Raw genomic sequence first — 26,666 nt, 5'->3', positions numbered from 1 at the left:
CGGTCCGGCCGGTTCAGGCCGGACGCCATCATTGCTGCGCGCGCGCCTTGCGCTTTTTCTTCTTGGCCGCCGGCTTCTGGGCCGGTTGCGGGGCCGCCTGCGCGGCCGGGGCCGGTTCGGCGGCGGCGGCGGCGTCGTCGGCGACGGCGGCAGGCGCCTTGTCGCCGCCACTCAGCCAGTCGGGCAGTTCGACCTTATCGTAGTCGACGATGTCGCTTTCGGCCGGGTTATAGACGAATTGCGGCTTGCCCAGATGGCTGTAGCGCAGGTTCAGATAGGCGTCGGCGCTGAACTCCTTGGTGTTCATCCGGATGTTCTGGCGGACGGCCAGCAGATCGCCGCCGCGGCTGACGTAGAGGTCGCTGACGGTCTGGTTGGCGGCGGAGGCGGCCGGGGACAGCTTCATCAGTTCCTGAACCAGGCGGATCATCGACTCGGTGCCGGATTTCTCGTCGGGCGATTTCAGCTGCTCGTGGGCGACCTTGGCCAGGCCTTCCAGAATCTGCACCGTCAGCTTCTGCTCCTGCGGCTTGTCCAGCGTCATGCGCAGCTTGTAGCGGGCGCCGACTTCATCGGCGTAGGCGTCCAGCGGTTCGAAGCTGAAGGCTTTCTTGTCCAGCTGGGCGTAGGCCTGGTCGATGATCTGCGGCATCGCCTGGTACATTTCCTTCAGCGGAATCTTGTCGGCGATGTCGGCCGGCAGCTTGGCGCGGACGAACAGGCCCGGGTGCTTGCGCAGCGACGGCAGGGCCAGGTCGACGGCGGACGGATCCACCAGCAGCGACATGTCCTGGGCGCGGAATTGCAGCGGCACCTTGATGCTGGCCAGCAGGTTGCGGCGCTCGAAGCGCAGTTCCGGGATCAGCTCGACCTTGCCGCTCGGGGCGTCGACGGCGCCGCTGAGATTCAGGTGTATCGAGCGGGCGACCTGGTCGATGGTGTCGGCGGTCTGGCCCAGCTTCAGCCCGGAGGCGCTGTCGTTGAAGCTGAGCTGGTTGAAGCCGAACTGGCCGTCGATATTGTAGCTGGCGTTCTGCCAGTTCTGGATCATCACCTTGCGGGTGGCTTCGTCGGCCGGTTTGCCAGCCAGCGGCGTGGCACAGCCGGACAGCAGGGCGGCGGAGCAGAGCGCGGCGGCGGCCGTCAGTTTCAAGCGAGTCATTGTTTTTCCTGTGTGGGTCTGATGGCGGACCGGCGGCGAGGCCGGTCTTGTTATCCCATTATTTTATCTCAGCCGGAATGGTCATTCCATTGACTTTCCGGCTGGGCGCCGGGCTCAGCTGAAGCGATTGGTGATCGGGTAGCGCCAGTCCTTGCCGAAGCCGCGCTGGGTGACGCGCGGGCCGACCGGCGCCTGGCGGCGCTTGTATTCGTTGATCTTCAACAGCCGCACCACCCGATTGACGTCGGCCTCGGCGTAGCCGGCGGCGACGATGTCGGCGGCCGATTGATTGTCCTCGACATAGCGCGTCATGATGGCGTCCAGCACCTCGTACGGCGGCAGGCTGTCCTGATCCTGCTGATCCGGCCGCAGCTCGGCCGACGGCGGGCGGGTGATGATGCGCTCCGGGATCACGTCGGACACGGTGTTGCGCCAGCGGCACAGTTCGAACACCAGCGTCTTGGCCACGTCCTTCAGCACGGCGAAGCCGCCGGCCATGTCGCCGTACAGCGTGCAGTAGCCGGTGGTCATCTCGGACTTGTTGCCGGTGGTCAGCACCAGCTTGCCGCCCTTGTTCGACAGCGCCATCAACAGCGTGCCGCGGATGCGGGCCTGCAGGTTCTCCTCGGTGGTGTCCGCTTCCAGGCCCTGGAACGACGGCGCTAGCGCGGCCATGAAGCTCTCGTACATGCTCCAGATCTCGATCTCGTCGTACTGGACGCCGAGGCGGTCTATCATGTCGCGGCTGTCGGTCACCGAGATGTCGGCGGTGTAGCGCGACGGCATCATCACCGCGTGCACCTTGTCGGCGCCCAGCGCGTCCACCGCCACCGCCAGCGTCAGCGCCGAGTCTATGCCGCCGGACAGGCCCAGCAGCGCGCCGGGGAAACCGTTCTTGCCGATGTAGTCGCGGACGCCGACGACCAGCGTGCGGTAGACGCTTTCCAGCGCGCCGGGCAGCGTGGCCCGGCTGCCGGGCCGGAAGTCGCCGTCGGCGAAATCGACCAGCAGCAGCTCGTCGTCGTAGGCGGCGGCCTGGGCCGCCACGGCGCCGTTCCTGTCCAGCGCGAAGGAGCCGCCGTCGAAGACCAGCTCGTCCTGGCCGCCGGTGAGGTTGGCGTAGGCCAGCGGCAGGCCGGTCTCCTCGACGCGGTAGCGCATCGTCTGGTGGCGGGTCTCGATCTTGTCGCGGTGGAACGGCGAGGCGTTCAGGCTCAGCAGCAGCTCGGCGCCGGCGTCGGCGGCCTCGGCCGCCGGCTCCAGCTGCCAGGCATCCTCGCAGATCAGCACGCCGACCTTGACGCCGTTCTGTTCGAACACCAGCGGCGCGGCGCCCGGCGTGAAGTAGCGGCACTCGTCGAACACTTCATAATTGGGCAGCAGCATCTTGTGATACTGGCCCAGCCGGTTGCCGTCGCGCAGCACGGTGGCGGCGTTGAAGCGCTCGTTGCCTATCCTGGCCGGGTGGCCGACGATGACGGTGATGCCGTCCAGTTGCTCGATCAGGTCCAGGCCGCGCGCCACTTCGCGGTAGAAGCTTTCGCGCAGCAGCAGGTCTTCCGGGCTGTAGCCGGTCAGCGCCAGTTCCGGCGTCAGCAGGATGTCGGCGCCCAGGGCCATGGCCTCGTTGGCGAGCGCGACGATTTTCTGGGCATTGCCGGCGATATCGCCGACGACGGGGTTGAACTGCGCGAGAGCGATACGCATCTTGAGGAGACACCGATGATTCTTGATCGTCCGATTTTACCTGAAGATCGTGGCGAGTCAGAAAGGAAAAGCATTGCGTCTGCAACTGTATGACGGGGTGGCCGCCGTGCCGCCGTCGGCCTGGCCGGCCGGCGACGGCGGCGTGTTCGTCGGCCGCGAGTGGCTGGCGGCGCTGGAGGAGGCCGGCTGCGTCGGCGGCGCCACCGGCTGGCAGCCGCTGCCGCTGGCGCTGGAACGCGACGGCCGGGTCGAGGCGCTGGCGCCGGCCTATTTGAAACAGCACAACCGCGGCGAGTATGTGTTCGACTGGGCCTGGTCCGAGGCCTATGCCCGCGCCGGGCTGCAGTATTACCCCAAGCTAGTGGTGGCCTCGCCGTTCACGCCGGTGACCGGCCACCGGCTGCTGGGCGCGGCGGACGGCCAGACGCCGCTGATCGCCGGCCTGAGGCAGCTGGTGGACGACAACGGCCTGTCGTCGGCCCATGTGCTGTTTCCGACCGCGGACGAGGCGCGTCGCCTGGCCGACGCCGGCTGGCTGCTGCGCGACGGGACGCAGTTTCATTGGCGCAACCGGGCTTATGCCGGTTTCGACGATTTCCTGGCCACGTTGAGCCGCGACAAGCGCAAGAAGATACGGCAGGAGCGCCGCCGGGTGGCGGAGGCCGGCGTGACGGTGCGGACGCTGGCCGGCGCCGAAATCGGCGACGACGATTGGCGGCTGTTCGACCGCTGCTATCGGCAGACCTATCTGGAACACCGTTCCGCGCCGTATCTGAATCTGGATTTCTTCCGGCTGATCGGCGACAGGCTGGCCGGGCATTGCGTGATGTTCGTCGCCAGCGCGGGCGGGCGCGACATCGCCGCCAGCCTGTGCGTGACGGACGGCGACACGCTGTACGGCCGCTACTGGGGCGCGCTGGAAGAGGTGTCCTGCCTGCATTTCGAGCTGTGCTACTACCAGGGGCTGGAATACGCGATCGCGCATCGCCTGCGCAGCTTCGAGGGCGGGGCCCAGGGCGAGCACAAGCTGGCGCGCGGTTTCGAGCCGGAGCGCACGGTTTCCGCCCACTATATCGCCGACGCCCGCTTCCGCGACGCCATCGCCGGCTGGCTTCAGCGGGAGAGGGCCGGCGTCAGCGATTATGTGGATCAGCTGTTTTCGCATTCCGCTTACAAAACACTTGCGCAGGATGAGTAGGACTTATATACTGCGCAGCCTCTGTGGCTGAAACCAGTCGCGGAGTCTGGAGAGGTGGATGAGTGGTTTAAGTCGCACGCCTGGAAAGCGTGTTTAGGTTAATAGCCTAACGGGGGTTCGAATCCCCCCCTCTCCGCCAGAATTTATTACGGAATCGCCTGGCGGTTCCGACAATTTAGCAAGACACCTCCGGAGAGGTGGATGAGTGGTTTAAGTCGCACGCCTGGAAAGCGTGTTTAGGTTAATAGCCTAACGGGGGTTCGAATCCCCCCCTCTCCGCCAAATCGCAAAAGCCCCCTGATTATTCAGGGGGCTTTTGTTTTTGATAAGGCTAACCTGGCGAGTCGTTTATGGCACAGGCCCAGTATCTACAACAAGATGCCTGCTGGGTTGTTGTTCAAATTCCGATGATGAATGGAGACCGATTTGATACGGTTGTATTTAATTCTATGTATTGCAGCCATGGCCAGTTTGACCGGTTGTGGTAGCCTCCAAGGCATTCCAGTTGCCCGTTTGCCGGCTCCAATCGCTTCGCAGGAGGTGGCATTCAGCGTCGAGCGGCCGCAGAAGCAGGACGTGAATCCTCGTTTGTATGAGGTGCCCGGTCATTCCATTTTCCTGCAACAAACGTCCGGTGGCAGTCTGGCTGTAGGATTGTTGCTGGGGCCACTGGGTGTTTTGGCCAATTCGATGAATATTGATCGCCTGACTCGAGAAATGGGTGAGTCCGGAAAAATGTCATCCTTGTATCAATTGGATGCGCGGCAGGAGGCGATCGAAGCCATCGGGCCTCAGGTGAAGCAGCTGAATGTTGGAGCGGGTTCGCACCAGGTTGCGCTGAAGCCGTACATGGTGTACTGGATTGGCGACGAGAAGGCTGGTATCCGGGTGTTGCTGCATCTGAGAGCCCAGTCCAGCTTTGTTTCCGAGGGGCAGTCCAAGCCCTGGACTGGGGAGTATGTACTTGCATTGAAGGATGCATTGCCGATGGATGTCTTGCATCGCGACGATGCGGTCTTGATGCAGACTCTGCGCGACAATGTGCGGGAAGGCTATCGTGAGTTGTTTGTCGAGCTGGGGAGGGATTTCAGCTCTGGTCCGCAGGCCAAGCGGGATGTTGCATGGGTGCAGTCGCCCATCCTCGGTATCGGTATGGCAGGTGATGTGGAAAGCAATGCGCAAGGCCATATGGTGCTGAGATCGCTATGGGGTGGTATCTACAATCTGGTGGTTTTCCAGCAAAAGGACAGCTATGCCTTCGGGAATGGGCCGGAGCCTCGACTGCAAAACTAAGATCGGATAGGCAGGCAAGTTCCATCTTAATTGGTTCAGCAGCCCCGTGAGCTTAAACTCGCGGGGCTGTTTTATTGGATGGTTGGTAGCGCCTGACTTGCCGCCATAGCGGCATGCTGTCCCTAGGCGGGAGGCTACTTTGCGCGTAGTTCGTGCGTAGCCCTCAGCGTTCCCAGCCGCCTCCGAGCGCCAGGAACAGATTGACCCTGTCCTGCGCCAGCTGGGCGTCCGACGCCGCCAGCGCCGCCTCGCTGCCGGCCTGGACCCGGTCGGCGTCCAGGCTGGACAGATACGGCGCGCGGCCGGCCGCGTACAGCCGGCGGTTGTCGCCGGCGGCCGAGCGGGCCTTGTCGCGCGCCGCGCGCAGGTCGGCGTTGCGTTGCAGATCGTTGGCGTAGAGGCTCAGCGCGGTCTCGGTCTCGCGCAGCGCGTTCAACACCACGCCGTCGAAACGCGCCAGCTCGGCGTCGGCGTCGGCGCGCGTGGCCTTGACCCGGGCGCGAGCGCCGCTGTCCGGTATGCTCCAGCTGATCAGCGGTCCCAGGCCCCAGTGCTCGGCGCGGGCTTCGCCTACGTGCTCCAGCAGGCCGGTGTAGCCGGCCGACGCGCCCAGCGTGACGCTGGGGTAGAGCTCGGCGGTGGCGACGCCGATGCGCGCGGTGGCGGCGGCCAGCCGGCGCTCGGCCTCGCGCACGTCGGGGCGCCGCTTCAGCAGCGCCGCGCCGTCGCCGACCGGCAGCGGCTGCGCCAGCGTCGGCTCGGTCGCGCAGGCGACCGCGGTCGCCGGCAGTTCCGCCGGCGCCTTGCCCAGCAGCGCCGCCAGCCGGAAGCGGGCGGCGTCCTGCTCGGCCAGGAAGCGCGGCAGATTGGCGCGCAGCGCGTCGGCCTGGGCCTGGGCGCGCGTCAGGTCGGTGGAACGGCCGCGTCCGGCGGCCAGCAGCCGGCGCGCGACGTCGACGCCGCGGTTCTGCAATTCCAGTTCGTGCCGCGCCACCGCCAGCTGATGGCCGGCGGAGCAGCCCTGCACATAGGCGCGCACCGTTTCGGCCGCCACCGTCACCCGCGCCAGGTCGGCCGCCGCCGCGCTGGCTTCGGCGCCGGCGCGCGCCGCCTCCTCGGCGCGCTGCAATTTGCCGAACAGGTCGATCTGATAGCCGATGCGGAGGCCGACGTCGCCGGCATTGACCACCGGCAGCTTCTGTTCCAGCAGGAAGGCCTCGCCCGACTCCTGCGAGCGCTGCGCGGCGGCGGACACCGCCGCGTGCGGGCCGCGCTCGGCGTCGACGCCGGTTTCGACGGCCAGCGCCTTGCGCAGATTGGCGGCGGCGACGCGTATGCCGGCATTGGCGGCCAGCGCCTGCTCGACCAGGCCGTTCAGCCTGTCGTCGCGGTACAGCCGCCACCAGCCGGCCGGCAGCGCTTCGGCCGATACCGCGGCGCCGGCGGCGGACTGGAACGGCGCGGCGGCGGCGGGACGGTTCAGCGCCGATTGTCCGGGCAGGTTGTAGTCCGGTCCGACCGCCGCGCAGCCGGCCAGCGCGCCGGCCAGCGCCAGCGCCGTCAGCGGGAGGCGGCTCACGAGTGCTTCCCCGGCCGTACCGACACCGTCGCGGTGCGGCCGGCGATCAGCCGGAAATCGGCCGGGACCTCGTCCAGCGAGATGCGCACCGGGATGCGCTGCGCCAGCCGCACCCAGTTGAAAGTGGGATTGACGTTGGGCAGCAGCGAGGCGCCGTTGCTGCGGTCGCGGTTCTCGATGCCGGCGGCGATGCTCTGCACGTGGCCGCGCAGCGTGCGCGAATCGCCCATGATCTGGATGTCCACCGGCTCGTTCGGCGCCAGGCTGCCGAGCTTGGTTTCCTCGAAATAGCCGTCGACATGGAAGGAGCGCGCGTCCACCACCGACAGCACCGGCCGCCCGGCGGCGGCATAGTCGCCGGCGCGCGGTGTGCGGTCGTTCAGATAGCCGTCCACCGGGCTGGTGACCGCGGTGCGCTCCAGATTGAGCCGGGCGATGCCGACGGCGGCCTCGGCCGCGGCCAGCGAGGCCTCGGCCAGCCTGACCTTGGCGTCGCCTTCCTCCTGCGCCTCGCGTGCCACCAGGTCGGTCAGCGCGTGGTTGCGGGCGGCCTCGCGCCGGGCCTGTTCCAGCGTGGCGCGCTGCGCGGCGGCGGCGGCTTCGGCCTGGCGCAGGGCCAGCGTGAAATGGGCGCGGTCGACGACGAACAGCAGCTGGCCCTTCTTCACCAGCTGGTTGTCGCCGACCTTGACCTCGGTGATCAGGCCGGACACGTCCGGCGCCACCTGGACGACGTCGGCGCCGATATGGCCGTCGCGGGTCCACGGCGCGTTGGTGTAATAGTCCCAGATGTGGCGCGCCACCAGCGCGGCGACGACTACCAGGGTCAGGGTCAGCGCGACCGGCCCGGCTTTGCGAATAAGCGTGTTCATGGTCTTACCTGTGAGTCAGCGCGATCGTGCATCCGAGCACGATCACGTAAAGCGCGAAATTGAACAGCGAGCGGTGCCAGACCACCCGATAAAGGCCCAGCCGGGCCAGCGCGTGGCGCAATGCGCCGAAGACGGCGAAGGCGATCAGCATCAGCAGCAGCAGGCTGGGGATGTAGACGCCGTAGAAATCGATCTCGCCTATCATGATTGCGCTCCTTCGTTTGTCGCCGCCGGCGCGCGGCCGTCGGCGTCGGGAAACAAGGCCACCCGCAACTCGACCAGCGCGTGGCGGGCCTCCTGCGCCGCCTGGCCGGCGGCGCGGGCGGTGCCGGCTATGGCGGCGTCCAGCGCGTCCAGCAACGGGGCGGAGGCGGCCTGGCTGGCGCCGGCGGCGGCGCAGGCCCGGTAGTGGCCGCTGACCGCCTGCAGCGCCGCGTCGACCGTCTGCCGAGCCTCGCCCTGCAGGCGGTGTTCGTCGCGCTGCAGATCGAGCGCGCTGAAACCGACCCGTAATTCGCGGAACGGGTCGCCGGGTTGTCCGGCGGCGGCCAGCCGCGGCGCCAGCAGCGCCAGCCGATCCAGCATCCGCGCGGTCAGCCGCGCGTAGTCGCCGAGCTGGCGGCCGGCGGCGTTGCGCGCCAGATCGTTCCAGTTGGCGCGCGTCAGCCGGCGCAGCGCCAGCTCCTTGCCGAACGGCCGGGTGGTCAGCGTCCACAGCAGCGCCAGCAGGATGCCGGCGGCGCCGGCCAGATTGCTGTTCAGGAAGGATTCGAAGTCGGCGCTATAGGTTTGCTGCAGGCCGATCAGATTGGACGTGAACACCACCAGCAGCATGGCGGCCATGCCGAAGCGCGACTGGCCGAACAGCAGGCCGCCGAGCAGGAAGGGCGCGGCCAGGCACAGCGCCAGCATCTCGAACTCGTGCACCGCCGGCAGCACCGCGAACAGCAGGACGCCGGCCAGCAGCGTGCAGACCAGGTTGACGACGAACAGCGTGCGCATCTGCGGCGCCGGCTCGTCCAGCGAGGCGAACAGGCAGCAGGCGATGGTGCCCAGGATCACAGCGTTGCCGCCATCGGTCCAGCCGGAGCCTATCCAGCCCAGGCAGCCGAGAAACACGCCTAGCGCGACGCTGCCGGCGGTGAACAGCGTCAGGCCGAAGTCGTGGTGGCGGGAGCGGCCGGCGACCTCCCAGCGGGTGTAGGCCGGCTTCCAGCCGCGCAGCGGCTGCTTGCGCATCACCAGCTGGCGTAGCGACAGGCAGTCCTGCCACAGCCTGACCAGCGAGCGCAGCCGGGCCCGCAGCGTGCCTTCCAGCAGGCTGGCCCAGTCGCCGGCCGGCTGGGCCTGCTCCAGCCGCAGCAGCAGCTGACGGCCGCGTTCGGGGAACCAGGGGGCGTCCAGCGGCGTCGCCTGCCATTCGGCGATGTCGGCCATCAGCACTTCCAGTCCCGGCGGCAGGCCGGCCGGCTGGCGGCGCAGCGCGGCCCTCAGGTCGGCCAGCGACGACAGCAACGGCGGCAGCATGCTCATCCGCGCCCGCAACTCGCGCGCCGCGGCGTCGGCGTCGTGGCGGGCGGCGTCGTAGGACAGGTGGGTGATCAGCTGGTCGAAGGCGCGCAGGTCGGAGGCCAGCTTGTGACGGTTGGACGCGGTCTGGGCGGCGGCTGCGGGCGCCAGCGATTCGGCGGCCCAGGCGGCGGCGTCGCGCAGCCAGTCGTCCATCCGGGGTCCCAGCGCCGCGGCCACCCGCGTCGGCCAGGCCAGCGCGGCGACCAGGCTGGCGCAGACGATGCCGAGAATGATCTCCTCGCTGCGCGCCAGCGCGATGTCGAACACGCCCTGCGGCGCGAACACCGCCGGCAGCGCGATCAGCGGCATCGTGTAGGCCGGCAACAGGAACAGATAGTGGCGCGGCGTCGGGTCCAGCATCGATAAATACAGCAGCGCGCCGGTCCACAGCGCCACCGCCAGGCTCAGCAGCGCCGGCGCGTGCGCCAGCGGCGGCACGGCGGCGACCGCGGCCGCGGCGCCGAGCAGGGTGCCGAACACGCGGTAGACGGCCTTGGAGCGGGTGGCGCCTATCAACGGGTGGGAGACGATGTAGACCGTGCCCATCGCCCAGCTGGGGCGGGGCAGATCCAGCGCCAGCGCGATGTACAGCGCCAGCATCGCGGCGGCGAAGGTGCGGATGGAGAACAGCCAGTCTTGTCGGGTGGGTGTCGACAACATGGCGTCAGTCCTGCAGCGGGGCCGGCTGGGCCTGCGCCGCGGCTTCCAGCGTCTGGAACACCCGCAGCGCGGCTTCCAGGTCCGAGCGGCTCAGCGGCGCCAGCACCCGCGCGCGCAGCGTCACCAACTCGGTTTCCAGCAGGGCGGTCTGCGTCCGGCCGGCGTCGGTGAGCCACAAGGTCTTGACGCGGCGGTCCTGCTCGCTCTGTTCGCGCCGTACCAGCCCGTCCTGGCTCAGCTTGTCGACGATGCGCACCAGCGAGGCCGCTTCCATGCCGAGCTCCTCGGCCAGCCGGCGGTGGCTGGCGCCTTCGCCGAGGCGGTGGATGAACAGCAGGGCCGCGCCGCCGGATACCGAGACGCCGTGTTGCTGCAATACTTCCTGCGCGATATGCCGCCACAGCACGCCCAGCGGGCGCAGGCTGCTGGTCAGCCTCAGGCGCAATTGATCGATGTCTTCCATGCTTGCTTGGCCGGCGACGCCGGCTGGAGAGTGGGAATGGACGGATTGTAGACCTGATTTAATTGCTTAGCAAACTAACTAATTTAATGGCAAGCGCCGCGGCCGCTCCGAATGGCGGAGGGCGCGATGGCGGGAGGGAGCTGGCCGCCGGCGGGATCGGGCGGCGGCGCTGTTTTTCCGGGTTTTGAGCCTGCGGATGGGCGGCCTTCTGCCGGCGGGTGGCTTTGTCAAACGTCCCTGAGCGCGAACGACATGGCGGCGGGTCGTTTTGGCCGCCCGGCATTCGGCAGAAAACGGCCGCTGCCGCAAAAAGACTTGGAACAGGCGCTTATGCCCGGCGCGGCGATGACTTGAATCGAGCGAGGGATGGTCATTTCGGCGCCGTTATTATCTGAGGCCCGGGCCGAAAAACAAAAAACCGGCAAGTGCCGGTTTTTTCACTGCCTTTGGGTGTTACTGGGGCAAAATATTGGAGGCCTGTTTGCCCTTGGGGCCAGTGACCACGTCAAAGCTTACCCGCTGGCCGTCCTTCAGCGATTTGAAACCGCTGGAGTTGATTGCGGAGAAGTGCGCGAACAAATCCTCACCGCCTTCATCCGGAGTGATAAAGCCAAAACCTTTTGCATCGTTGAACCACTTCACGGTACCGGTTGCCATTGCGTTTCTATCCTATCTAGTTGCGGGCGGGTGCCCTGGCTGAATAATATTCAGTGTTGACGCGGAGCACAAACCTTACCGGGTCGATATTGGCTGACCGATAGGACAGTGATTACGGTTTAGCAGGGCGATATTAGCAGCCGGAGTGCCATTGGCATGTTTTTTCGGCATTTTGCTGCAAACGGGCCGCCGTTGCGTTTTTGCTCAGCCGGCCCGGCCGGCGGCATGCGCCGGCGCGCCGCTGGCCTGCAGCCGCCACTTGCCCTGGTGGCGCGACAGCGTCGTCAGCGTCAGCTGCGCGATGTCGAGCTGCCAGCAGGCGGCGACCGGCGCCCGCAGCACGTGCAGGATCGCCGCCTTGATCGCGCTGGGCGGCGCGATGGCCAGCGTCAGCCGGGCATCGGAGCGATACTGTTCCAGCCAGTCGCCGACGCGCCCCGCCGCCGCGCTCAGCGATTCGCCGCCGTGGCCGTTCCATTCCGGATCGGACAGCCACGCGGCGAGCGCGGACGGCTCGTCGTCGGCGATCCGTTTCAGCGCCTGTCCGCTCCAGCGGCCGTAGTCGACTTCCCGCAGCGCGGCGTCGTCGTCGGCCGGCCATCGCAGCCACTCGGCGGTGCGCCGGGCACAGCGCGCCGGGCCGCACAACACCCGCTCGGGCTGTTCCAGGACGGCGGCCAGTTCGGCGATGACGGGCTGCTGTTCCGGGTCCGGCGCTTCGTCGGCCGGAAAGCGGCCGGCGCGCAGCGCGGCGGTGGCGGGCTGGCACAGCAGAATCAGGCGTGTACTCATGTCGGTACCTTGGTTTGCGATCGTTTCGTCGATTTGTTTGACATGGCCGCGCGCCGCTCTAGAATGCACAGAACCTCGATGCGGGGAAGCTGGTGGGAATCCAGCGCGGTCGCGCCACTGTGTGTCCGCCCGATGATGATGCGGGCGACGAGTCAGACCTTCGCAGCGAAAGTCCTTGGCGGCCGCCCGCGATCCTCAACTCCACCTGAAAGATCGCGCGCGGGCCGTTATTCCTATTCGGACGCGTCATCCTCAAGGAGATCGATCATGCACGCAAGCCCCACCATCGCGCCGGCGCTGGAGCCGGCATCCATTCCCATCCGCGAACTGCTGCCGTGGGCGGTTTTCGGCAGCCTGCTGATGCTGCTGGCGATTTATTTCGTCGGCGTAGAGGAGGGGGCCATGGCCGTCTTCAACAGCATGTATGTGCACGAATTCGTCCACGACGGCCGGCATCTGCTCGGCTTCCCCTGCCACTGACGGGGGGATGGTCATGGTGAGAAGTTTGCTGATCCGCGGCATGATCGCGGGTTTTCTGGCCAGCCTGCTGGCATTCGGTTTCGCCAAGGTGGTCGGCGAGCCCCAGGTCGACCGCGCGATCGCCTTCGAGGAGCAGATGGAGAAGGCCAGCGGACATCACGACGAGACGCCGGAGCTGGTCAGCCGCGAGGTGCAGTCCGGCATCGGGCTGTTCGTCGGCGTCGGCGCCTTCGGCACGGCGGTCGGCGGCTTGTTCGCGCTGGTGTTCGCCTTCGCCTACGGCCGCGTCGGCGCGCTGCGCGCCCGCGCGGTCTCGGCGTTGATGGCCTTGTTCGGCTTCGTCGCCTTCGCCCTGGTGCCCTTCCTGAAATATCCGCCCAATCCGCCGTCGGTCGGCGATCCGGGCACCATAGGCTGGCGCACCGCGATGTTCTTCGCGATGCTGGGGCTGTCGCTGGCCGCCCTGGTGCTGGCGCTGCTGCTGGCCCGCAAGCTGGCCGCGCGGCTGGGCGCCTGGAACGCCGCCCTCGCCGCCGGCGTGGCGTTTCTGATTCTGGTGTTGCTGGCGCAATGGCTGCTGCCGGAAATCAACGAGGTGCCGGAACGGCTGCCGGCGGTGCTGCTGTGGCGTTTCCGCGTGGCTTCGTTCGGCATTCAGGCGGTGCTGTGGACCGGGCTGGGCGTGCTGTTCGGCGGCTTGGTGGAGCGCCTGCTGGAGGATGGCCGCGGCGCGTTCCGCGTCGCTTGAGGCGAGCGCCTCGCTGATAGACGACCCCGCCGCGGCGGGGTTGTTTTTTTCCGGCCGGCCGCGCGGCGGCTGTGATGTTACTGCGCCGGACTGGCGCGCCGCGGACGCTTGCGGTATAAATAGTAAATCAGTTTACTATTTCGGACATCATGAAACTGAAACTCACCGAACGCTTCGGCTTCCTGGTCAGCGACGCCGGCCGCCTGTACGGCCGCGTTTTCGATCAACGCGCAAGGCAACAGCTGGGCCTGTCGCTGGCGCAATGCCGGCTGCTGGGCGCGCTGGCGGCGCATGACGGCGACAGCAGCCTGTCGCAGGTCGAACTGGCCGATCGGCTGGATCTGACGCCGATGGGCGTGGCCACCCTATGCGACCGGATGCAGGCCGCCGGCTGGCTGCGGCGGGTGGCTTGTCCCAACGACCGCCGCGTCAACAAGATAGAGCTGCTGCCGCCGGCCTACGACGCGCTGAAGTCGGCGATGGCGCTGGGCGACGAATTGCAGCGCCAGGCGCAGCAAGGCCTGGACGACGCCGAAGCCGAGCAGTTGCAGGTCCTGCTGCGCAAGGTGCACGCGAATCTGGGCGGCCTGCTGTCGAAATGAACGCCGTCGTCGCCGAGCAGCCACATCGCGGCATGATAACCGTTTCCATCATGTTGGCAACCATCATGCAGGCCTTGGACACCACCATCGCCAATGTGGCCCTGCCGCATATGCAGGGCAGCCTGCAAAGTTCGCAGGATCAGATCAGCTGGGTGCTGACCTCCTACATCGTCGCCGCCGCCATCGCCACGCTGCTGACCGGCTGGCTGTGCGGGCAGTGGGGGCGGCGCAAGGTCTTCCTGGTGTCGGTGGTCGGTTTCACCGTGGCCTCGGCGCTGTGCGGCCTGGCGGACTCGCTGTGGCAGATTGTCGCGGCCCGGCTGTTGCAGGGGGTGTTCGGCGCCGCGCTGGTGCCGCTGTCGCAGGCGGTGCTGCTGGACATCAACACCAAGGAAAAAGTCGGCCAGGCGATGGCGATCTGGGGCGCCGGCATCATGGTCGGGCCGATACTGGGGCCGCTGTTGGGCGGCTGGCTGACCGACAACGCCAGCTGGCGCTGGGTGTTCTACATCAATCTGCCGGTCGGCGTATTGGCTTTCTACGGCATCGCCCGCTACCTGCCGGAGAGCAAGGCCGACAACGGCCGGCTGGACCTGTTCGGCCTGGGCACGCTGTGCGTGGCGATCGGCGCCCTGCAGCTGTTTCTGGACCGCGGCGAGCAGCTTGACTGGTTCAGCTCGGCCGAGATCTGCGCCGAGGCGGTGGTCTGCGTGATGGCCTTCGTCTATTTCGTCATCCACACCTGGTCGGCGCCGGAAGGACGCTCCTTTCTGAAGCGCGGCCTGCTGACGGACCGGAATTTCGTCACCGGCACCTTGTTCATCTTCGTGGTCGGGATGATTCTGTACGCGACGATGGCCTTGCTGCCGACGCTGCTGCAAAGCCTGCTGGGCTATCCGGTGGTGTACACCGGCGCGGTGATGGCGCCGCGCGGCGTCGGCACCATGCTGGCGATGATGCTGGTGGGCCGGCTGGTGCACAAGATCGATCCGCGGCTGATCATGGCCGGCGGCTTCCTGCTGACGGCGCTGTCCTTGTACCAGATGGCCGGCATCATGCCGGACATGGACAGTTCCACCATCGTGGTGTCCGGCTTCATCCAGGGCGCCGGCCTCGGCTTCACCTTCGTGCCGCTGAGCATGGTGACCTTCGCCACGCTGGCGCCGGGGCTGCGCAACGAGGGCACGCCTATCTACAGCCTGATGCGCAATATCGGCAGCAGCGTCGGCATCTCGCTGGTGCAGATGATGCTGACCGAGGGCACGATACGCGCGCACGCGGCGCTGGGCGAGCACGTGGCGCTGGGCAACCCGCTGTTGCAGAGCCTGCCGGCGGCGATGAACCCGTTCAGCGACCAGGGCAGGGCGCTGCTGAATCTGGAGCTGACGCGGCAGGCGGCGCTGCTGGCCTATATCGACGATTTCAAGATCATGATGTGGCTGTCGCTGGCGGTGCTGCCCTTGCTGCTATTGATCCGGCGGCCGGCCACCGGCGCCCCCGTGACCGCGGCGGCCGACAGCGCCCACTGAGCCTGGCTGGGCTGCGCTGCTCGGAAAAAGACCGTGGACAGGCTCTAAGTAATTACCATTAGTCCGTTGATCTCTTTACCCGTTTCGAATCATGCTTCCTTGTCGCCGTCCCGGCGGAGGGCTATCCCTTAAACAATAGCCATCGGTAAACACCAGACCGCCGGCGCGAACGCGCGGGGGTCCGGTCACGGCCAAGGAAGCCTGATGTTGAATGATTCGCCACAGGAGCAGGCTCGCATCCTCATCGTCGACGACATGGCCAGCAATATCCATGTGATACGCGAGGCGGTGCAGGATCTGGGAGAGGTGCGCTTCGCCACCAGCGGCCAGGCGGCGCTGGAGATGGCGCTGCGCGCCGTGCCGGACGTGATTCTGCTCGATATCGAAATGCCGGGCATGAACGGCTATGAAGTGTGCCGGGCGATCAAGACCACGCCGCAGCTCCAGGACATTCCGGTGATCTTCGTCACCTCGCACGATCAGGAGGTGCACGAGCTGCAGGCGCTGAGCATGGGCGGCGTCGACTTCCTGCACAAGCCGCTGAACGTGCCGGTGGCGCGCGTGCGCATCCAAACCCATCTGGCGTTGCAGCGCAAGACCCGGCAGCTGGCGCGCGCGCAGCGGGATCTGGCCGAGGTGCTGCGGCATCTGCCGGCCTTCGTCGCCTGCTGGGACGCCGAGCTGTGCAACGAATTCTGCAACGACGACGCCGGCGACTGGTTCGGCGTGGACGCGGCCGCCATGCGCGGCATGCCGCTGCACAAGGCGCTGGGCGAGGCCAATTTCCAGGCGATGGCGGCCCATCTGCAGCGCGCGCTGGATGGCGAGCATCCGTCGTTCGACTTGCAGCTGCAGCGGCGCGGCGGCCCCTTGCTGCACGGCCAGGTGGAATTGGTGCATCGGGCGCAGGACGACGGCCGGCCCGGCTGCCTGATGCTGATCACCGACGTCACCGATCGCAAGCGCGCCGAGATGGCGCTGTACGACGAGAAGGAGCGCATACGGATCACGCTCAACTCGATAGGCGACGCGGTGATCGCCACCAATGCGCACGGCCGCGTGACCTTCGTCAATCCCATCGCCGAGCAGATGACCGGCTGGCTGGCCGAAGAGGCGTTGGGCCAGCCCATCGAACATGTGATGCCGCTGAGGGCGAGCGAGTCCGGCCAGCCTGTCGGCAATCCGGTGCGTCTGGTCTTGAGCGAGCAGCGCACGGTGGGCATGTCGCTGGACTGCGCGCTGCAGCGGCGCGACGGCGGCCTGGTGGAGATCGAGGATTCGGCGGCGCCCATCGTCGACCACGCCGGCAGGCTGACCGGCGCCATCATCGTGTTCCACGACGTCAGCGAGGCCCGCGCGCTGGCGCTGAAGATGATGCATCTGGCCCAGCACGACGCGCTGACCAATCTGCCCAACCGCATGCTGCTGCAGGACCGCAGCGGGCAGGCCTTGCAGCAGGCCGAAGAGAACGGCGAGCGGCTGGGCCTGTTCATTCTCGACATCGATCATTTCAAGGTGATCAACGACTCCTTGGGCCATTCCGTCGGCGACCAGCTGTTGCAGCAGGTGGCCCGCCGCCTGCAGGGCATGGCGCGTCGCGGCGACACCATCAGCCGCCAGGGCGGCGACGAATTCATCATCCTGGTGCCGGACCCGGTCAGCATCGAGCAGCTGGGCTCCTTCGCCAGCCGGATGCTGAAGGCGGTGTCGGAGCCGTACCGGATCGGCGAGCAGCGCTTCGATCTGTCGGTCAGCATAGGCGTCAGCCTGTACCCGGACGACAGCGCCGATCAAGAGGAGTTGTACCGCCACGCCGACGCGGCGATGTACCGCGCGAAGGCCGAGGGGCGCAACCGCTACCGTTTCTTCTCGGCCGAGATCGAGGAGGCGCTGTTGACGCGGCAGGCGCTGGAGCGCCACATCCGCATGGGCGCCGAGCAGGGGGGCTTTCTGGTCTACTACCAGCCCAAGGTGGACGCGCTGGACGGCACCGTCGTCGGCGTGGAGGCGCTTATGCGCTGGCGCAACGAGGGCGAGCAGATCGTGTCGCCGGTCGATTTCATCCCGCTGGCGGAGGAGACCGGGCTGATCCTGCCGCTGGGACGCTTCGTCCTGCGCCAGGCCTGCCTCGACGCCAAGTCCTGGCACGACGCCGGCCGGCCGCTGCGCATCGCCGTCAATGTGTCGGCGGTGCAGATCACCGAAGACGACTTCAGCGACGCCGTTCGGAGCATCCTCGCCGAAACCGGGCTGGACCCGCAATGGCTGGAACTGGAGATCACCGAGGGCGTGCTGGCGCAGAACATCGAGCAGACGATGCGGGTGCTGTCCGAGCTGAAAGCCCTGGGCGTGCTGATCTCGATAGACGATTTCGGCACCGGCTATTCCAGCCTGGCCTATCTGAAGCAGTTTCCGATCGACGTGTTGAAGATAGACCAGAGCTTCGTCCACGACATGCTGGACAACCGCAGCAATTTCGCCATCGTCGCCGCCATCATCAATATGGCCGAGGGGCTGGGGCTGCGGCTGGTGGCCGAAGGCGTGGAAACGCCGGAGCAGGAGGCGGCGCTGGTGAACATGGGGTGCAGCATCATGCAGGGCTATCTGTACAGCCGGCCCCTGCCGCTGGCGCAGATAGAACCTGTGCTGCGCGAGCGGCGGATAGACCGTCCCTGGGGCTGACCGCCTGTTCAAGACCTGTGCGACGGGGCCAGGCATCCCGAGGGCGCCGGGCTCCGGGGCTCACGATCTTTTGAGCAGCACCGGCACCGATTTGAAGGTCGGCGTGTTGGAGACGTCGGCGACGCTGTCCAGCGGGATCAGCGGATTGGTTTCCGGGAAATAGGCGCCCAGGCAGCCGCGCGGGATGTCGTATTCCACCAGCAGGAAGCCGTCGGCGCGGCGCTCGACGCCGTCGTGCCAGACGGTGAAGATGTCTACCCGCTCGCCGGCGGCGAAGCCCAGCAGCGCCAGGTCGTCGCGATGGATGAACAGCACCCGGCGCTGGCCGTAGACGCCGCGGTAGCGGTCGTCCAGCGCGTAGATCGTGGTGTTGTACTGATCGTGCGAGCGCGCCGTCATCAACACCATCAGCCTGTCGCCGTGCAGCGCGCGGGCGCGGGCGATCGGCGTGTCCTTCTCCAGCGCGTTGACGACGAACTGCGCCTTGCCGCTGGCGGTCAGCCAGCGCCGCTCGCGCGAGGCCGGGGTCAGGTGGAAGCCGCCGGGTTTGGCGACGCGGGCGTTGAAGTCGTGGAAGGCGTCCAGCACCTTGGCGATGTCGTCGCGTATCCTCGAATAGTCGTCGACATAGGACAGCCAGTCGACCTTGTCGCTGCCGAGCGCGGCGTGCGCCATCCGCGCGACGATGTCGGTTTCGGCGCGCAATTGGCCGGCCGCCGGCGGATTGATGCCGTAGGACAGGTGCACCATGCACATCGAGTCCTCGACCGTCACGCCTTGCGGGCCGGTCTTCTGCAGGTCGATCTCGGTGCGGCCCAGCGTCGGCAGGATCAGCGCGTCGCGGCCGTGTACCAGGTGGCTGCGGTTCAGCTTGGTCGATATCTGCACCGTCAGCGCGCAGTTTCGCAGCGCCTCGAAGGTGTGCGGCGTGTCCGGCGTCGCCATCGCGAAGTTGCCGCCCAGGCCGACGAAGACCTGGACCCGGCCGTCCCGCATCGCCTTGATGGTGTCCACCGCGTCCAGGCCGTGCTCGCGCGGCGGCTCGAAGCCGTAGACGTCGCGCAGCCGGTCCAGGAAGGCCTGGGCCGGCTTGTCTTCTATGCCCATCGTGCGGTCGCCCTGCACATTGGAGTGGCCGCGCACCGGACACAGACCGGCGCCGCGACGGCCGATATTGCCGCGCATCATCATCAGATTGGACAGCATCTGTATCGCCGCCACCGAATCGCGGTGCTGGGTCAGGCCCATGCCCCAGGTGGCGATCACAGCCTTGCCGTTCACATAGACCCGGCTCAGCGCCTCGATGTCCTCGAACGGCACGCCGGAGGCGGCGACCAGATCCGGCCAGCTCTCGGCCCTGAGATCGGCGGCGAAGGCGTCGAAGCCGCTGCAGTGCTCGGCCAGGAAGGCCGCGTCCAGCACCCGCTCGCCGCCGGCGGCGACGGCCGCGTCGTCCAGCTCCAGCACCCGCTTGGCCACGCCCTTGATCAGCGCGAAGTCGCCGCCCAGCGTCGGCCGGATGAACAAGGAGCTGATGGCGACGCCGCCGCCGACCAGGTCCATCGGGTGCTGCGGGCTGGAAAAGCGTTCCAGCCCGCGCTCCTTCAGCGGGTTGATCGAGACGATGGCGGCGCCGCGCCTGGCGCACTCGCGCAGCTCGTTCAGCATCCGCGGATGGTTGGTGGCCGGATTCTGGCCGAAGACCATGATGGTGTCGGCGTGTTCGAAATCGTCGAGGATGACGGTGGCCTTGCCGACGCCCACCGTCTGCGGCAGCGCGCGGCTGGACGATTCGTGGCACAGATTCGAACAGTCCGGGAAGTTGTTGGTGCCGTACATGCGGACGAACAGCTGGAACAGGAAGGCGGTTTCGTTGCTGGTGCGGCCGGAAACGTAGAAGGCGGCCCGGTCCGGGTCGGACAGCGCCCGCAGATGTTCGGCGATCCGCGCGAAGGCCTGGTCCCAGCCTATCGGCAGATAGTGGTCGCTGGCGGCGTCGTAGGCCATAGGCTCGGTCAGCCGGCCGTGCTGCTCCAGCTCGTGGTCCGACTGCGCCATCAGCTCGGTCACGGTATGGCGGGCGAAGAAGTCGGCGCCGACGCGCTTGGCGGTGGCCTCGGCGGCGACGGCCTTGACGCCGTTCTCGCAGAATTCGAAGGTGGACGTGTGCTCGCGGTCGGGCCAGGCGCAGCCGGGGCAGTCGAAGCCGTCTGGCTGGTTCTGGTGGAACAGCGTCTTGTAGCGGCTGCCCGGCACTTTTTCCCGGACCAGCGTCAGCGTGGTGCTTTTCAGCGATCCCAGGCCGCCGGCGGGCGGCGTATAGGGTTCGATGCGAGGCTTGGTCTTTGAGTGGTCCATGGGGAGCGGCTCCGGGCGGCGGGTTGGGGAGGTCGCGGCGGCGTGGGGGAAGGCCGGGGCCGGTGGAGGCCGGCGGCTCACGGCGCCGAACCTGAAATGGTAAATCAAGCCGCCGTTTTCGTGGCAAGTTTATCGCGCCGGCTGGCGCGGCGGCCGGGCCGGGGGCGATAATGTCAGCTTTCGGGCGCGAACAGGCCGCGGCACAAGGCCAGGCCTTCGGCGCTGAGCCAGGCGCGGCCGCGGCCGCTCTCGTCCAATTCCATATCGGCCAGCTCCAGCTCGGCCAGCAGCGTCAGGCAGCGCCGCAGCGTGCTCATCCGCAGGCCGGACTGCTTGCACAGCCGGGGCAGCGACCACGGCCGGCCGTCCTGGGCCGCGCGCCACAATTGCGCGAGCAGCGCGGCGATGGCGGGGTCGAGCTGGTCGGCTTCGGGAGCGGAGGATTCTGGCATCGTCGATTCAGGGGCGGCGTCGGTGCGCCAGTTTAAGCGGATTGCGTCGCGGCGGGAACGTCGCGGTTTCGCGGGGCCGTTTTTTTGCGGAGAGAAATGATGCGGGACGGCGACGGCGGCGAACGCCCGGGCTTTGTCGAACTGGATGTGGTGCGCCATCGCGCCGGCGCGAGCGGCGCCGGCCGTGACCGGGTGGCCGAGGAGACGCCGGTGGCGCTGGTGTTCAACGGCATTTCGCATGCGGTGATGATGGCGACGCCGCGCGATCTGGAGCCGTTGGCGGTCGGCTTTGCTCTGACCGAGGGCATCGTCGCGCGGCGCGCCGAGATTTTCGACGTCGAGGCCGAGTTCGTCTGCGGCGGCGCCGAGGTCAGGCTGCGGATCGCCGAGCCGGCCTTTCTGGCGCTGAAGGACCGCCGGCGCAGCCTGGCCGGACGCAGCGGCTGCGGCGTCTGCGGCCTGGAAAGCCTGGACTTGCTCGATTTGCGGCCGGAGCGGATGGCGTCGCCGGCCCGGCCCGTCGACGCGGCGGCGATCGCGCGCGCGGCCGGCGAGCTGCCGCGGCATCAGGCGCTGACGCAGGCCACCGGCGGCGCGCACGCGGCGGCCTGGTGCGCGCCGGACGGCGCGGTGCTGGCGGTGTTCGAGGATGTCGGCCGCCATAACGCGCTGGACAAGCTGATAGGCCGGCTGGCGCTGGACGGCGCCGATTTCGCCGGCGGCTTCGTCTTCCTGTCCAGCCGCGCCAGCTACGAGCTGGCGCGCAAGGCGGCTCGGATGGGCATTCCGCTGCTGGCCACCATTTCGGCGCCGACGGCGCTGGCGGTGGACATCGCGCGGCAGGCCGGCCTGACGCTGGCCAGCTTCTGCCGCCAGGACGGCTTCGTCGAGTACACGGCGGATAGATAGAGATTGGAGGGGATATGTTGAGTTTCGACGATGCGCAGCGGCTGCTGGCCGCCTATGCCGAGCCGGTGGCGGAGCGGGAGACGGTGTCGTTGGCCGCCGCGCTGGGCCGGGTATTGGCCGAGGACGTGACGGCGGCGCTGGACCTGCCGCCGTCCGACAATAGCGCGATGGACGGCTACGCCTTGCGGCAGGCCGACTGGCGCGCCGGCGCAGGCCTGGTCCTGGCCGGCCGCTGTTTCGCCGGCGAGGCGCCGCCGCCGCTGCCGCCGGGCGCGGCGATCCGGCTGTTCACCGGCAGCCAGCTGCCGGACGGCGCCGACGCGGTGGCGATGCAGGAGGATGCCGAAGAGCGCGACGGGCGGGTCCATATCGGCCGCGAGCCTCGGCCGGGCCAGCATGTCCGCCGCCGCGGCGAGGATGTCGCCGCCGGGCGGCCGCTGCTGTCGGCCGGTGCCTTGCTGGGGCCGGCGCACATCGCGATGCTGGCCGCCCAGGGCATGGCCGGCGTGCCGGTGTCGCGCCGGTTGCGCGCCGGCATCCTGACCAACGGCGATGAGCTGGCGCCGGTCGGCGCGCCGCTGGGGCCCAGGCAGATCTACAACAGCAATGCGGCGATGCTGGCGGCCTTATTGGCCGGCATCGGCGTCGAGGTGGCCGATTGCCGCCACGCGCCGGACGACGAGGCGGCGCTGCGGCGCGATTTCGCCGAACTGGGCGCGGGCTGCGACCTGGTGTTCAGCGTCGGCGGCGCCTCGGTCGGCGAGCGCGACCTGGTCAAGCCGGCGCTGGCGGCGCTGGGCGCCGAGCTGGACATGTGGCGGGTCAGGATGAAGCCGGGCAAGCCGGTGGCGCTGGCCAGGCTGGCCCGGACGCCGGTGCTGTGCCTGCCCGGCAACCCGGTGTCGGCCTTCGTGGTGTTCGCCTTGCTGGCGACGCCGCTGATCCGCCGGATGCAGGGCCGGGCGGAGACGATGCCGCCGGTGGCGCGGGTGGCGCTGCAATCGGGCGCGGCGCGGCGCGACATCGGCCGCGAGGACTTTCTGCGCGTGCGGCTGGAGCGGGACGGCGCCGGCGCCGCGCTGGTTCCGTTCGCCAGCCAGGGCGCGGCGATGATCTCCTCGCTGCCCTGGGCCTCCGGCCTGGCCCGCCTGCCGGCCGGCAGCGAGGTCTGCGACGGCGACGCCGTCGACTATTACGACTTCGCCCGCTGGCTGGCGTAGCGTTCCGCCGCCGCCAGCTCCTCCGGTCCGTTGATGTTGCGGAAGGCGTCGGGGACATCGTCGAACGCCACTTGCAGCGCGCCGCCGGCCCGCTGCCATTCGCGCACGCGGCGGCCGCCGGCGCGCAGATAGTCGCGCAGCGACGGCAATAGCGCGACCGACAGCGCCATGCACACCGGCTGCGTCTGTCCGGCGCAGCAGGCCACCGCCAGCGCGGCGTCGCCGGCCCGCAGCGGCCGCAGCAGGCGCTCGGCCAGGTCCGTCGGCAGGAAGGGCAGGTCGCAGGGCACGCTCAGCAGCCACCGCGTCCGGCAGGCGGCCAGGCCGGCTTCCAGCCCGGCCAGCGGTCCGCAGCCGGCGAATTCCGCCGCGTCTTCCACCACCTGTCCCAGCGCCGCGTAGCGTTCCCGGTTGCGGTTGGCGCTGATCAGCAGCGCGTCGGCTTGCGGCCGCAGCCGCGCCGCCACCCGCTCGGCCAGCGGCGCGCCGGCCAGCGCGACCCAGCCCTTGTCGACGCCGCCCATGCGCGCGCCCTGGCCGCCGGCCAGCAGCAGGGCGGTGACGGCGTCGGGGAGGGGAGATGGGGACATGGCGCTTTCCTTGCGGGCGGTAAATGAAAACAGGCGGCCGGGGCCGCCTGTTCCGATGATAGCGCAGCGCGCCGCCTCAGTGCAGCTGCGGCGCCTGCTCGGTCGCTCCGGCTTCCTTCGCCTCGCGGCGCGAGGCGATGAACATATACATCGCCGGCACCACGAACAGCGTGAACAGCGTGCCGATCGACAGGCCGGTGAAGATCACCAGGCCCATCGCGTAGCGGCCGCCGGCGCCGGCGCCGGTGGCGATCACCAGCGGGATCACGCCGAACACCATCGCCGCCGTCGTCATCAGGATGGGGCGCAAGCGGATGGACGCGGCCTGCTCGATCGCCTCGCGCTTGGACAGGCCGGTCTTGCGCAGCTCGTTGGCGACTTCGACGATCAGGATGCCGTGCTTGCTGATCAGACCCATCAGCGTCACCAGCCCCACCTCGGTGTAGATGTTCAGCGAGGAGAAGCCGAGGAAGATGAAGATCATCGCGCCGAACAGCGCCAGCGGCACCGACACCAGGATCACCACCGGGTCGCGGAAGCTCTCGAACAGCGCCGACAGCGCCAGGAACACGATGATCACCGCGAACAGCATCGTCACCAGGAAGCCGCCGGACTCCTGCATGAACTGGCGGGACTGGCCGGAGTAGTCGACCGAATAACCGGTCGGCGCCACCTGCTGCACGGTGTCGCGCAGGAACTGCAGCACTTCGCCCTGCGACACCCCGGCGACGCCGGAGATCGTCGCCGAATTCAACTGCTGGAAGCGGTTGATCGATTCCGGCTGCACGTCATAGCTCAGCTTGGCCACGGTCCCGACCGGGATCACGCCGTCCTTCGGCGTCTTGATGTAGTAGTCCAGCAGCTGCGACGGGTTCAGCCGGTCGGTCTGCAGCACCTGCGGGATCACCTTGTACGAGCGGCCGTCGATCGAGAAGTAGTTGACGTAGCCGCCGCCCAGCGCCGCCGTCAGCGCATTGCTGACGTCCTGCTGGGTCAGGCCCAGCGCGGTGATCTTGTCGCGGTCCACCTTCAAGGTCGCCTGCGGCTTGTCTATCTTCAGGTCGGCGTCGACGAAGTAGAACTTGCCGGAGGTGCGCGCCTTGTCCATCACCTGCTGCGTGACCTGGTTCAGGTTCTCGAACGGCTCGGTGGTGTTGATGACGAACTGCACCGGCAGGCCGGACGCGCCGGGCAGCGGCGGGAACTGGAAGGCCGCGACGCGGGCGCCGGCGATCTTGTTCCAGCGCGCCTGCAGGTCCATCTGGATCTCGTGGGCGCTGCGGGTGCGCTGGTCCCAGGGCTTGAACAGCACGCCGCCTATGCCGGCGTTGATCGTCGGCACGCCGGTGATCTGGAACATCTGCTGGTACTCGGGCATGCTCTTGCCGACCTTGAACGCCTGGTCGGCGTAGGTCTGCATCTGGTCGGAGGTGGCGGTCGGCGGGCCGACCACCTGCGACAGCACGATGCCCTGGTCCTCTTCCGGCGCCAGCTCGGACTTGGACATCTTGAACATCAGGCCCAAGAGCACGATCAGGATCACGCCCATCACGATCAGCACCGGCCAGGTTTCCAGCAGGCTGTGCAGGATGCGCAGGTAGCGGTGGCGCACCCGTTCGAAGGTCTCGTCGATGGCCTGCACGAAGCGGCCGCTGTCCTGGTCCGGACGGAAGAAGCGCGAACACATCATCGGCGACAGCGTCAGCGCGACGACGCCGGACACCGTCACCGCGGCCGCCAGCGTGAAGGCGAACTCGGTGAACAGCGCGCCGGTCAGGCCGCCCTGGAAGCCGATAGGCACGTAAACCGCCACCAGCACCACCGTCATCGCCAGGATGGGGCCGCCGAGCTCGCGCGCGGCGACGATGGAGGCCTCGAACGGCGACATGCCGTCGCGCATGTGGCGGTCCACGTTCTCCACCACGATGATGGCGTCGTCGACCACCAGGCCTATCGCCAGCACCAGCGCCAGCAGCGTCAGCAGATTGATCGAGTAGCCCAGCATCAGCATGATGAAGAAGGTGCCGATCAGCGACAGCGGCATCGCGATCACCGGCACCAGCACCGCGCGGAAGCTGCCGAGGAAGAGGAAGATCACCACCGTCACGATCAGCAGCGCCTCCACCAGCGTCTTCACCACCTCGTGAATCGAGGTGTTGATGAAGTCGGTGGAGTCATAGACGATCTGCCCGGTCAGGCCGGTCGGCAATTGCTGCCGTATCGACGGGAACACCGTGCGCACGCGGTCGGCCACGTCGAGGATATTGGCCTCCGGCGCCACCTTGATGCCGATGAACACCGAGCGCACGCCGCTGAAGGCCACGTTGAAGTCGTAGTTCTCCGAACCCAGCGTCACTGTCGCCACGTCCTCCAGCCGAACGATGGCGTCGCCGTTGCGCTTGACCGCCAGCTGCTTGAACTCGTCGACCGAGTGCAGGTCGGTGGCGGCGGTCAGCGGTATCGTCACCATCTGCCCCTTGCTCGCGCCCAGCGCGGCCAGCGTGTTGTTGCTGGCCAGCGCGGAGCTGACGTCGGCGGCGGTGACGCCGTGCGCCGCCATCTTGGCCGAGTCCAGCCAGGCGCGCAGCGCGAACTGGCGCGCGCCCAGGATTTCGGCGGTCTGCACGCCGGGCACCGAGTCCAGCTTGGGCTTGACCACGCGCACCAGGTAGTCGGTGACGTTGTTGGTCGGCAGCGTGTTGCTGTAGAAGCCCATGTACATCGCGTCGGTGGTCTGGCCGGTCTGCACCGTCAGCACCGGCTGCTGCGCCTGCGCCGGCAGCTGGTTCTTCACCGAGTTGACCTGGGTGTTGATCTCGGTCAGCGCGCGGTTGGCGTCGTAGTTCAAGCGCAGCGTGGCGGTGATGGTGGACACGCCGCTGGAGCTGTTGGACGACAGATAATCGATGCCCTGCGCCTGCGCGATCGCCGATTCCAGCGGCTGGGTGATGAAGCCGGCCACGGTCTTGGCGTCGGCGCCGTAGTAGGAGGTGGAGATGGTCACCACCGCGTTCTGCGTGCGCGGGTACTGGTTGATCGGCAAGCCGAACAGCGAGCGCAGGCCTAGCACCACGATCAGCAGGCTGACCGTGGTGGCCAGCACCGGCCGCTTGATGAAGATGTCGGTAAAGTTCATGGCGC

The 26,666-nt window shown here is 67.9% G+C and carries 22 protein-coding genes, 2 tRNA genes and 1 riboswitch; of the genes, 11 read left to right on the top strand and 13 right to left on the bottom strand.

Annotated elements, in window-relative coordinates; genetic code table 11:
- Nucleotides 1-28: 28 nt before the first annotated feature.
- A complete protein-coding gene (locus CXB49_RS14395) occupies nucleotides 29-1,162 on the bottom strand; it encodes a hypothetical protein (protein WP_158300872.1) in 1,134 nt (377 codons plus the stop codon).
- 114 nt (nucleotides 1,163-1,276) lie between these two features.
- Nucleotides 1,277-2,869: an NAD+ synthase gene (locus tag CXB49_RS14390; RefSeq protein WP_101709047.1), complete on the bottom strand. Its 1,593-nt coding sequence runs from the start codon at nucleotides 2,867-2,869 to the stop codon at nucleotides 1,277-1,279.
- A gap of 73 nt (nucleotides 2,870-2,942) precedes the next feature.
- On the opposite strand from CXB49_RS14390, the gene CXB49_RS14385 reads away from it, so the two are divergent.
- From CXB49_RS14385 to CXB49_RS14370, 4 genes are all read left to right on the top strand, one after another.
- A complete protein-coding gene (locus tag CXB49_RS14385; RefSeq protein WP_101709046.1) occupies nucleotides 2,943-4,067 on the top strand; it encodes a GNAT family N-acetyltransferase in 1,125 nt (374 codons plus the stop codon).
- A gap of 48 nt (nucleotides 4,068-4,115) precedes the next feature.
- Nucleotides 4,116-4,206 (top strand) — tRNA-Ser (locus CXB49_RS14380).
- Nucleotides 4,207-4,258: 52 nt separating this feature from the next.
- A tRNA-Ser gene (locus CXB49_RS14375) sits at nucleotides 4,259-4,349 on the top strand.
- Nucleotides 4,350-4,481: 132 nt separating this feature from the next.
- Nucleotides 4,482-5,360 carry a hypothetical protein gene (locus CXB49_RS14370; protein WP_158300871.1) on the top strand — a complete coding sequence of 293 codons (879 nt, stop codon included), beginning with the start codon at nucleotides 4,482-4,484 and terminating at the stop codon, nucleotides 5,358-5,360.
- A 163-nt stretch (nucleotides 5,361-5,523) separates the two neighbouring features.
- On the opposite strand, the gene CXB49_RS14365 is transcribed toward CXB49_RS14370, so the two are convergent.
- The 7 genes from CXB49_RS14365 to CXB49_RS14335 all read right to left on the bottom strand — a co-directional run bounded on the left by CXB49_RS14365 (nucleotide 5,524) and on the right by CXB49_RS14335 (nucleotide 11,955).
- Nucleotides 5,524-6,939 (bottom strand): efflux transporter outer membrane subunit, encoded by a 1,416-nt coding sequence (locus tag CXB49_RS14365; protein ID WP_101709044.1) that lies wholly within the window; start codon nucleotides 6,937-6,939, stop codon nucleotides 5,524-5,526.
- On the bottom strand, nucleotides 6,936-7,811 hold the full coding sequence (locus CXB49_RS14360) for an efflux RND transporter periplasmic adaptor subunit (protein ID WP_101709043.1): 876 nt from the start codon (nucleotides 7,809-7,811) through the stop codon (nucleotides 6,936-6,938). Before CXB49_RS14360 ends, CXB49_RS14365 begins: the two co-directional genes overlap by 4 nt.
- A gap of 4 nt (nucleotides 7,812-7,815) precedes the next feature.
- Nucleotides 7,816-8,016 (bottom strand): DUF1656 domain-containing protein, encoded by a 201-nt coding sequence (locus tag CXB49_RS14355; protein ID WP_101709042.1) that lies wholly within the window; start codon nucleotides 8,014-8,016, stop codon nucleotides 7,816-7,818.
- Nucleotides 8,013-10,043 (bottom strand): FUSC family protein, encoded by a 2,031-nt coding sequence (locus tag CXB49_RS14350; RefSeq protein WP_199406695.1) that lies wholly within the window; start codon nucleotides 10,041-10,043, stop codon nucleotides 8,013-8,015. The genes CXB49_RS14355 and CXB49_RS14350 overlap by 4 nt, the downstream gene beginning before the upstream one ends.
- Nucleotides 10,044-10,047: 4 nt before the next feature.
- Nucleotides 10,048-10,506 carry a MarR family winged helix-turn-helix transcriptional regulator gene (locus tag CXB49_RS14345; RefSeq protein ID WP_101709041.1) on the bottom strand — a complete coding sequence of 153 codons (459 nt, stop codon included), beginning with the start codon at nucleotides 10,504-10,506 and terminating at the stop codon, nucleotides 10,048-10,050.
- A 453-nt stretch (nucleotides 10,507-10,959) separates the two neighbouring features.
- Complete coding sequence (locus CXB49_RS14340) at nucleotides 10,960-11,163, bottom strand: cold-shock protein (RefSeq protein ID WP_101709040.1); 204 nt, start codon at nucleotides 11,161-11,163, stop codon at nucleotides 10,960-10,962.
- A gap of 204 nt (nucleotides 11,164-11,367) precedes the next feature.
- The gene (locus tag CXB49_RS14335) at nucleotides 11,368-11,955 is read right to left on the bottom strand and encodes a histidine phosphatase family protein (protein ID WP_101709039.1); all 588 of its coding nucleotides are present in this window, start codon (nucleotides 11,953-11,955) and stop codon (nucleotides 11,368-11,370) included.
- Nucleotides 11,956-12,038: 83 nt separating this feature from the next.
- Nucleotides 12,039-12,114: riboswitch (cobalamin riboswitch) on the top strand.
- Nucleotides 12,115-12,222: 108 nt separating this feature from the next.
- On the opposite strand from CXB49_RS14335, the gene CXB49_RS14330 reads away from it, so the two are divergent.
- From CXB49_RS14330 to CXB49_RS14310, 5 genes are all read left to right on the top strand, one after another.
- Entirely contained in the window at nucleotides 12,223-12,435 is a 213-nt protein-coding gene (locus CXB49_RS14330; protein WP_101709038.1) for a CbtB-domain containing protein, read from the top strand.
- 13 nt (nucleotides 12,436-12,448) lie between these two features.
- Entirely contained in the window at nucleotides 12,449-13,183 is a 735-nt protein-coding gene (locus tag CXB49_RS14325; RefSeq protein WP_101710719.1) for a CbtA family protein, read from the top strand.
- A gap of 149 nt (nucleotides 13,184-13,332) precedes the next feature.
- Entirely contained in the window at nucleotides 13,333-13,785 is a 453-nt protein-coding gene (locus CXB49_RS14320; protein WP_101709037.1) for a MarR family winged helix-turn-helix transcriptional regulator, read from the top strand.
- Complete coding sequence (locus CXB49_RS14315; protein WP_101709036.1) at nucleotides 13,782-15,314, top strand: DHA2 family efflux MFS transporter permease subunit; 1,533 nt, start codon at nucleotides 13,782-13,784, stop codon at nucleotides 15,312-15,314. The genes CXB49_RS14320 and CXB49_RS14315 overlap by 4 nt, the downstream gene beginning before the upstream one ends.
- A gap of 204 nt (nucleotides 15,315-15,518) precedes the next feature.
- Entirely contained in the window at nucleotides 15,519-17,996 is a 2,478-nt protein-coding gene (locus CXB49_RS14310; RefSeq protein ID WP_101709035.1) for an EAL domain-containing protein, read from the top strand.
- A gap of 60 nt (nucleotides 17,997-18,056) precedes the next feature.
- Here CXB49_RS14310 and CXB49_RS14305 read toward each other — a convergent pair whose 3' ends face one another.
- Nucleotides 18,057-20,354 carry an FdhF/YdeP family oxidoreductase gene (locus CXB49_RS14305; protein ID WP_101709034.1) on the bottom strand — a complete coding sequence of 766 codons (2,298 nt, stop codon included), beginning with the start codon at nucleotides 20,352-20,354 and terminating at the stop codon, nucleotides 18,057-18,059.
- Between the two features lie 173 nt (nucleotides 20,355-20,527).
- The gene (locus CXB49_RS14300) at nucleotides 20,528-20,806 is read right to left on the bottom strand and encodes a transcriptional regulator (RefSeq protein WP_101709033.1); all 279 of its coding nucleotides are present in this window, start codon (nucleotides 20,804-20,806) and stop codon (nucleotides 20,528-20,530) included.
- Nucleotides 20,807-20,905: 99 nt separating this feature from the next.
- Here CXB49_RS14300 and fdhD point away from each other — a divergent pair, with 99 nt between their 5' ends.
- Nucleotides 20,906-21,715 (top strand): formate dehydrogenase accessory sulfurtransferase FdhD, encoded by an 810-nt coding sequence (fdhD, locus tag CXB49_RS14295; RefSeq protein ID WP_101709032.1) that lies wholly within the window; start codon nucleotides 20,906-20,908, stop codon nucleotides 21,713-21,715.
- A 14-nt stretch (nucleotides 21,716-21,729) separates the two neighbouring features.
- A complete protein-coding gene (gene glp, locus CXB49_RS14290) occupies nucleotides 21,730-22,935 on the top strand; it encodes a gephyrin-like molybdotransferase Glp (RefSeq protein ID WP_101709031.1) in 1,206 nt (401 codons plus the stop codon).
- Here the strand turns inward: glp and mobA are convergent.
- Together mobA and CXB49_RS14280 are read right to left on the bottom strand one after the other, a co-directional pair.
- The gene (gene mobA / locus CXB49_RS14285) at nucleotides 22,908-23,525 is read right to left on the bottom strand and encodes a molybdenum cofactor guanylyltransferase MobA (RefSeq protein WP_101709030.1); all 618 of its coding nucleotides are present in this window, start codon (nucleotides 23,523-23,525) and stop codon (nucleotides 22,908-22,910) included. The two genes, glp and mobA, sit on opposite strands and share 28 nt — an antisense overlap.
- Before the next feature lie 76 nt (nucleotides 23,526-23,601).
- Complete coding sequence (locus CXB49_RS14280) at nucleotides 23,602-26,661, bottom strand: efflux RND transporter permease subunit (RefSeq protein WP_101709029.1); 3,060 nt, start codon at nucleotides 26,659-26,661, stop codon at nucleotides 23,602-23,604.
- Nucleotides 26,662-26,666 lie beyond the last annotated feature (5 nt).

Origin of the sequence: Chromobacterium sp. ATCC 53434 (assembly GCF_002848345.1) — a bacterium.
Taxonomy (GTDB): domain Bacteria; phylum Pseudomonadota; class Gammaproteobacteria; order Burkholderiales; family Chromobacteriaceae; genus Chromobacterium.
Note: the sequence above shows the minus strand (reverse complement) of the source record. Positions and strands in the feature narration are given on the sequence as shown.

What these genes read in the sequence shown, in the direction of transcription:
- CXB49_RS14395 (WP_158300872.1), bottom strand. Translation starts at nt 1,162, where the DNA reads ATGACTCGCTTGAAACTGACGGCCGCCGCCGCGCTCTGCTCCGCCGCC.
- CXB49_RS14390 (WP_101709047.1), bottom strand. Translation starts at nt 2,869, where the DNA reads ATGCGTATCGCTCTCGCGCAGTTCAACCCCGTCGTCGGCGATATCGCC.
- CXB49_RS14370 (WP_158300871.1), top strand. Translation starts at nt 4,482, where the DNA reads ATGGAGACCGATTTGATACGGTTGTATTTAATTCTATGTATTGCAGCC.
- CXB49_RS14360 (WP_101709043.1), bottom strand. Translation starts at nt 7,811, where the DNA reads ATGAACACGCTTATTCGCAAAGCCGGGCCGGTCGCGCTGACCCTGACC.
- CXB49_RS14355 (WP_101709042.1), bottom strand. Translation starts at nt 8,016, where the DNA reads ATGATAGGCGAGATCGATTTCTACGGCGTCTACATCCCCAGCCTGCTG.
- CXB49_RS14350 (WP_199406695.1), bottom strand. Translation starts at nt 10,043, where the DNA reads ATGTTGTCGACACCCACCCGACAAGACTGGCTGTTCTCCATCCGCACC.
- CXB49_RS14345 (WP_101709041.1), bottom strand. Translation starts at nt 10,506, where the DNA reads ATGGAAGACATCGATCAATTGCGCCTGAGGCTGACCAGCAGCCTGCGC.
- CXB49_RS14340 (WP_101709040.1), bottom strand. Translation starts at nt 11,163, where the DNA reads ATGGCAACCGGTACCGTGAAGTGGTTCAACGATGCAAAAGGTTTTGGC.
- CXB49_RS14335 (WP_101709039.1), bottom strand. Translation starts at nt 11,955, where the DNA reads ATGAGTACACGCCTGATTCTGCTGTGCCAGCCCGCCACCGCCGCGCTG.
- CXB49_RS14330 (WP_101709038.1), top strand. Translation starts at nt 12,223, where the DNA reads ATGCACGCAAGCCCCACCATCGCGCCGGCGCTGGAGCCGGCATCCATT.
- CXB49_RS14325 (WP_101710719.1), top strand. Translation starts at nt 12,449, where the DNA reads ATGGTGAGAAGTTTGCTGATCCGCGGCATGATCGCGGGTTTTCTGGCC.
- CXB49_RS14320 (WP_101709037.1), top strand. Translation starts at nt 13,333, where the DNA reads ATGAAACTGAAACTCACCGAACGCTTCGGCTTCCTGGTCAGCGACGCC.
- CXB49_RS14315 (WP_101709036.1), top strand. Translation starts at nt 13,782, where the DNA reads ATGAACGCCGTCGTCGCCGAGCAGCCACATCGCGGCATGATAACCGTT.
- CXB49_RS14310 (WP_101709035.1), top strand. Translation starts at nt 15,519, where the DNA reads ATGTTGAATGATTCGCCACAGGAGCAGGCTCGCATCCTCATCGTCGAC.
- CXB49_RS14305 (WP_101709034.1), bottom strand. Translation starts at nt 20,354, where the DNA reads ATGGACCACTCAAAGACCAAGCCTCGCATCGAACCCTATACGCCGCCC.
- CXB49_RS14300 (WP_101709033.1), bottom strand. Translation starts at nt 20,806, where the DNA reads ATGCCAGAATCCTCCGCTCCCGAAGCCGACCAGCTCGACCCCGCCATC.
- fdhD (WP_101709032.1), top strand. Translation starts at nt 20,906, where the DNA reads ATGCGGGACGGCGACGGCGGCGAACGCCCGGGCTTTGTCGAACTGGAT.
- glp (WP_101709031.1), top strand. Translation starts at nt 21,730, where the DNA reads ATGTTGAGTTTCGACGATGCGCAGCGGCTGCTGGCCGCCTATGCCGAG.
- mobA (WP_101709030.1), bottom strand. Translation starts at nt 23,525, where the DNA reads ATGTCCCCATCTCCCCTCCCCGACGCCGTCACCGCCCTGCTGCTGGCC.
- CXB49_RS14280 (WP_101709029.1), bottom strand. Translation starts at nt 26,661, where the DNA reads ATGAACTTTACCGACATCTTCATCAAGCGGCCGGTGCTGGCCACCACG.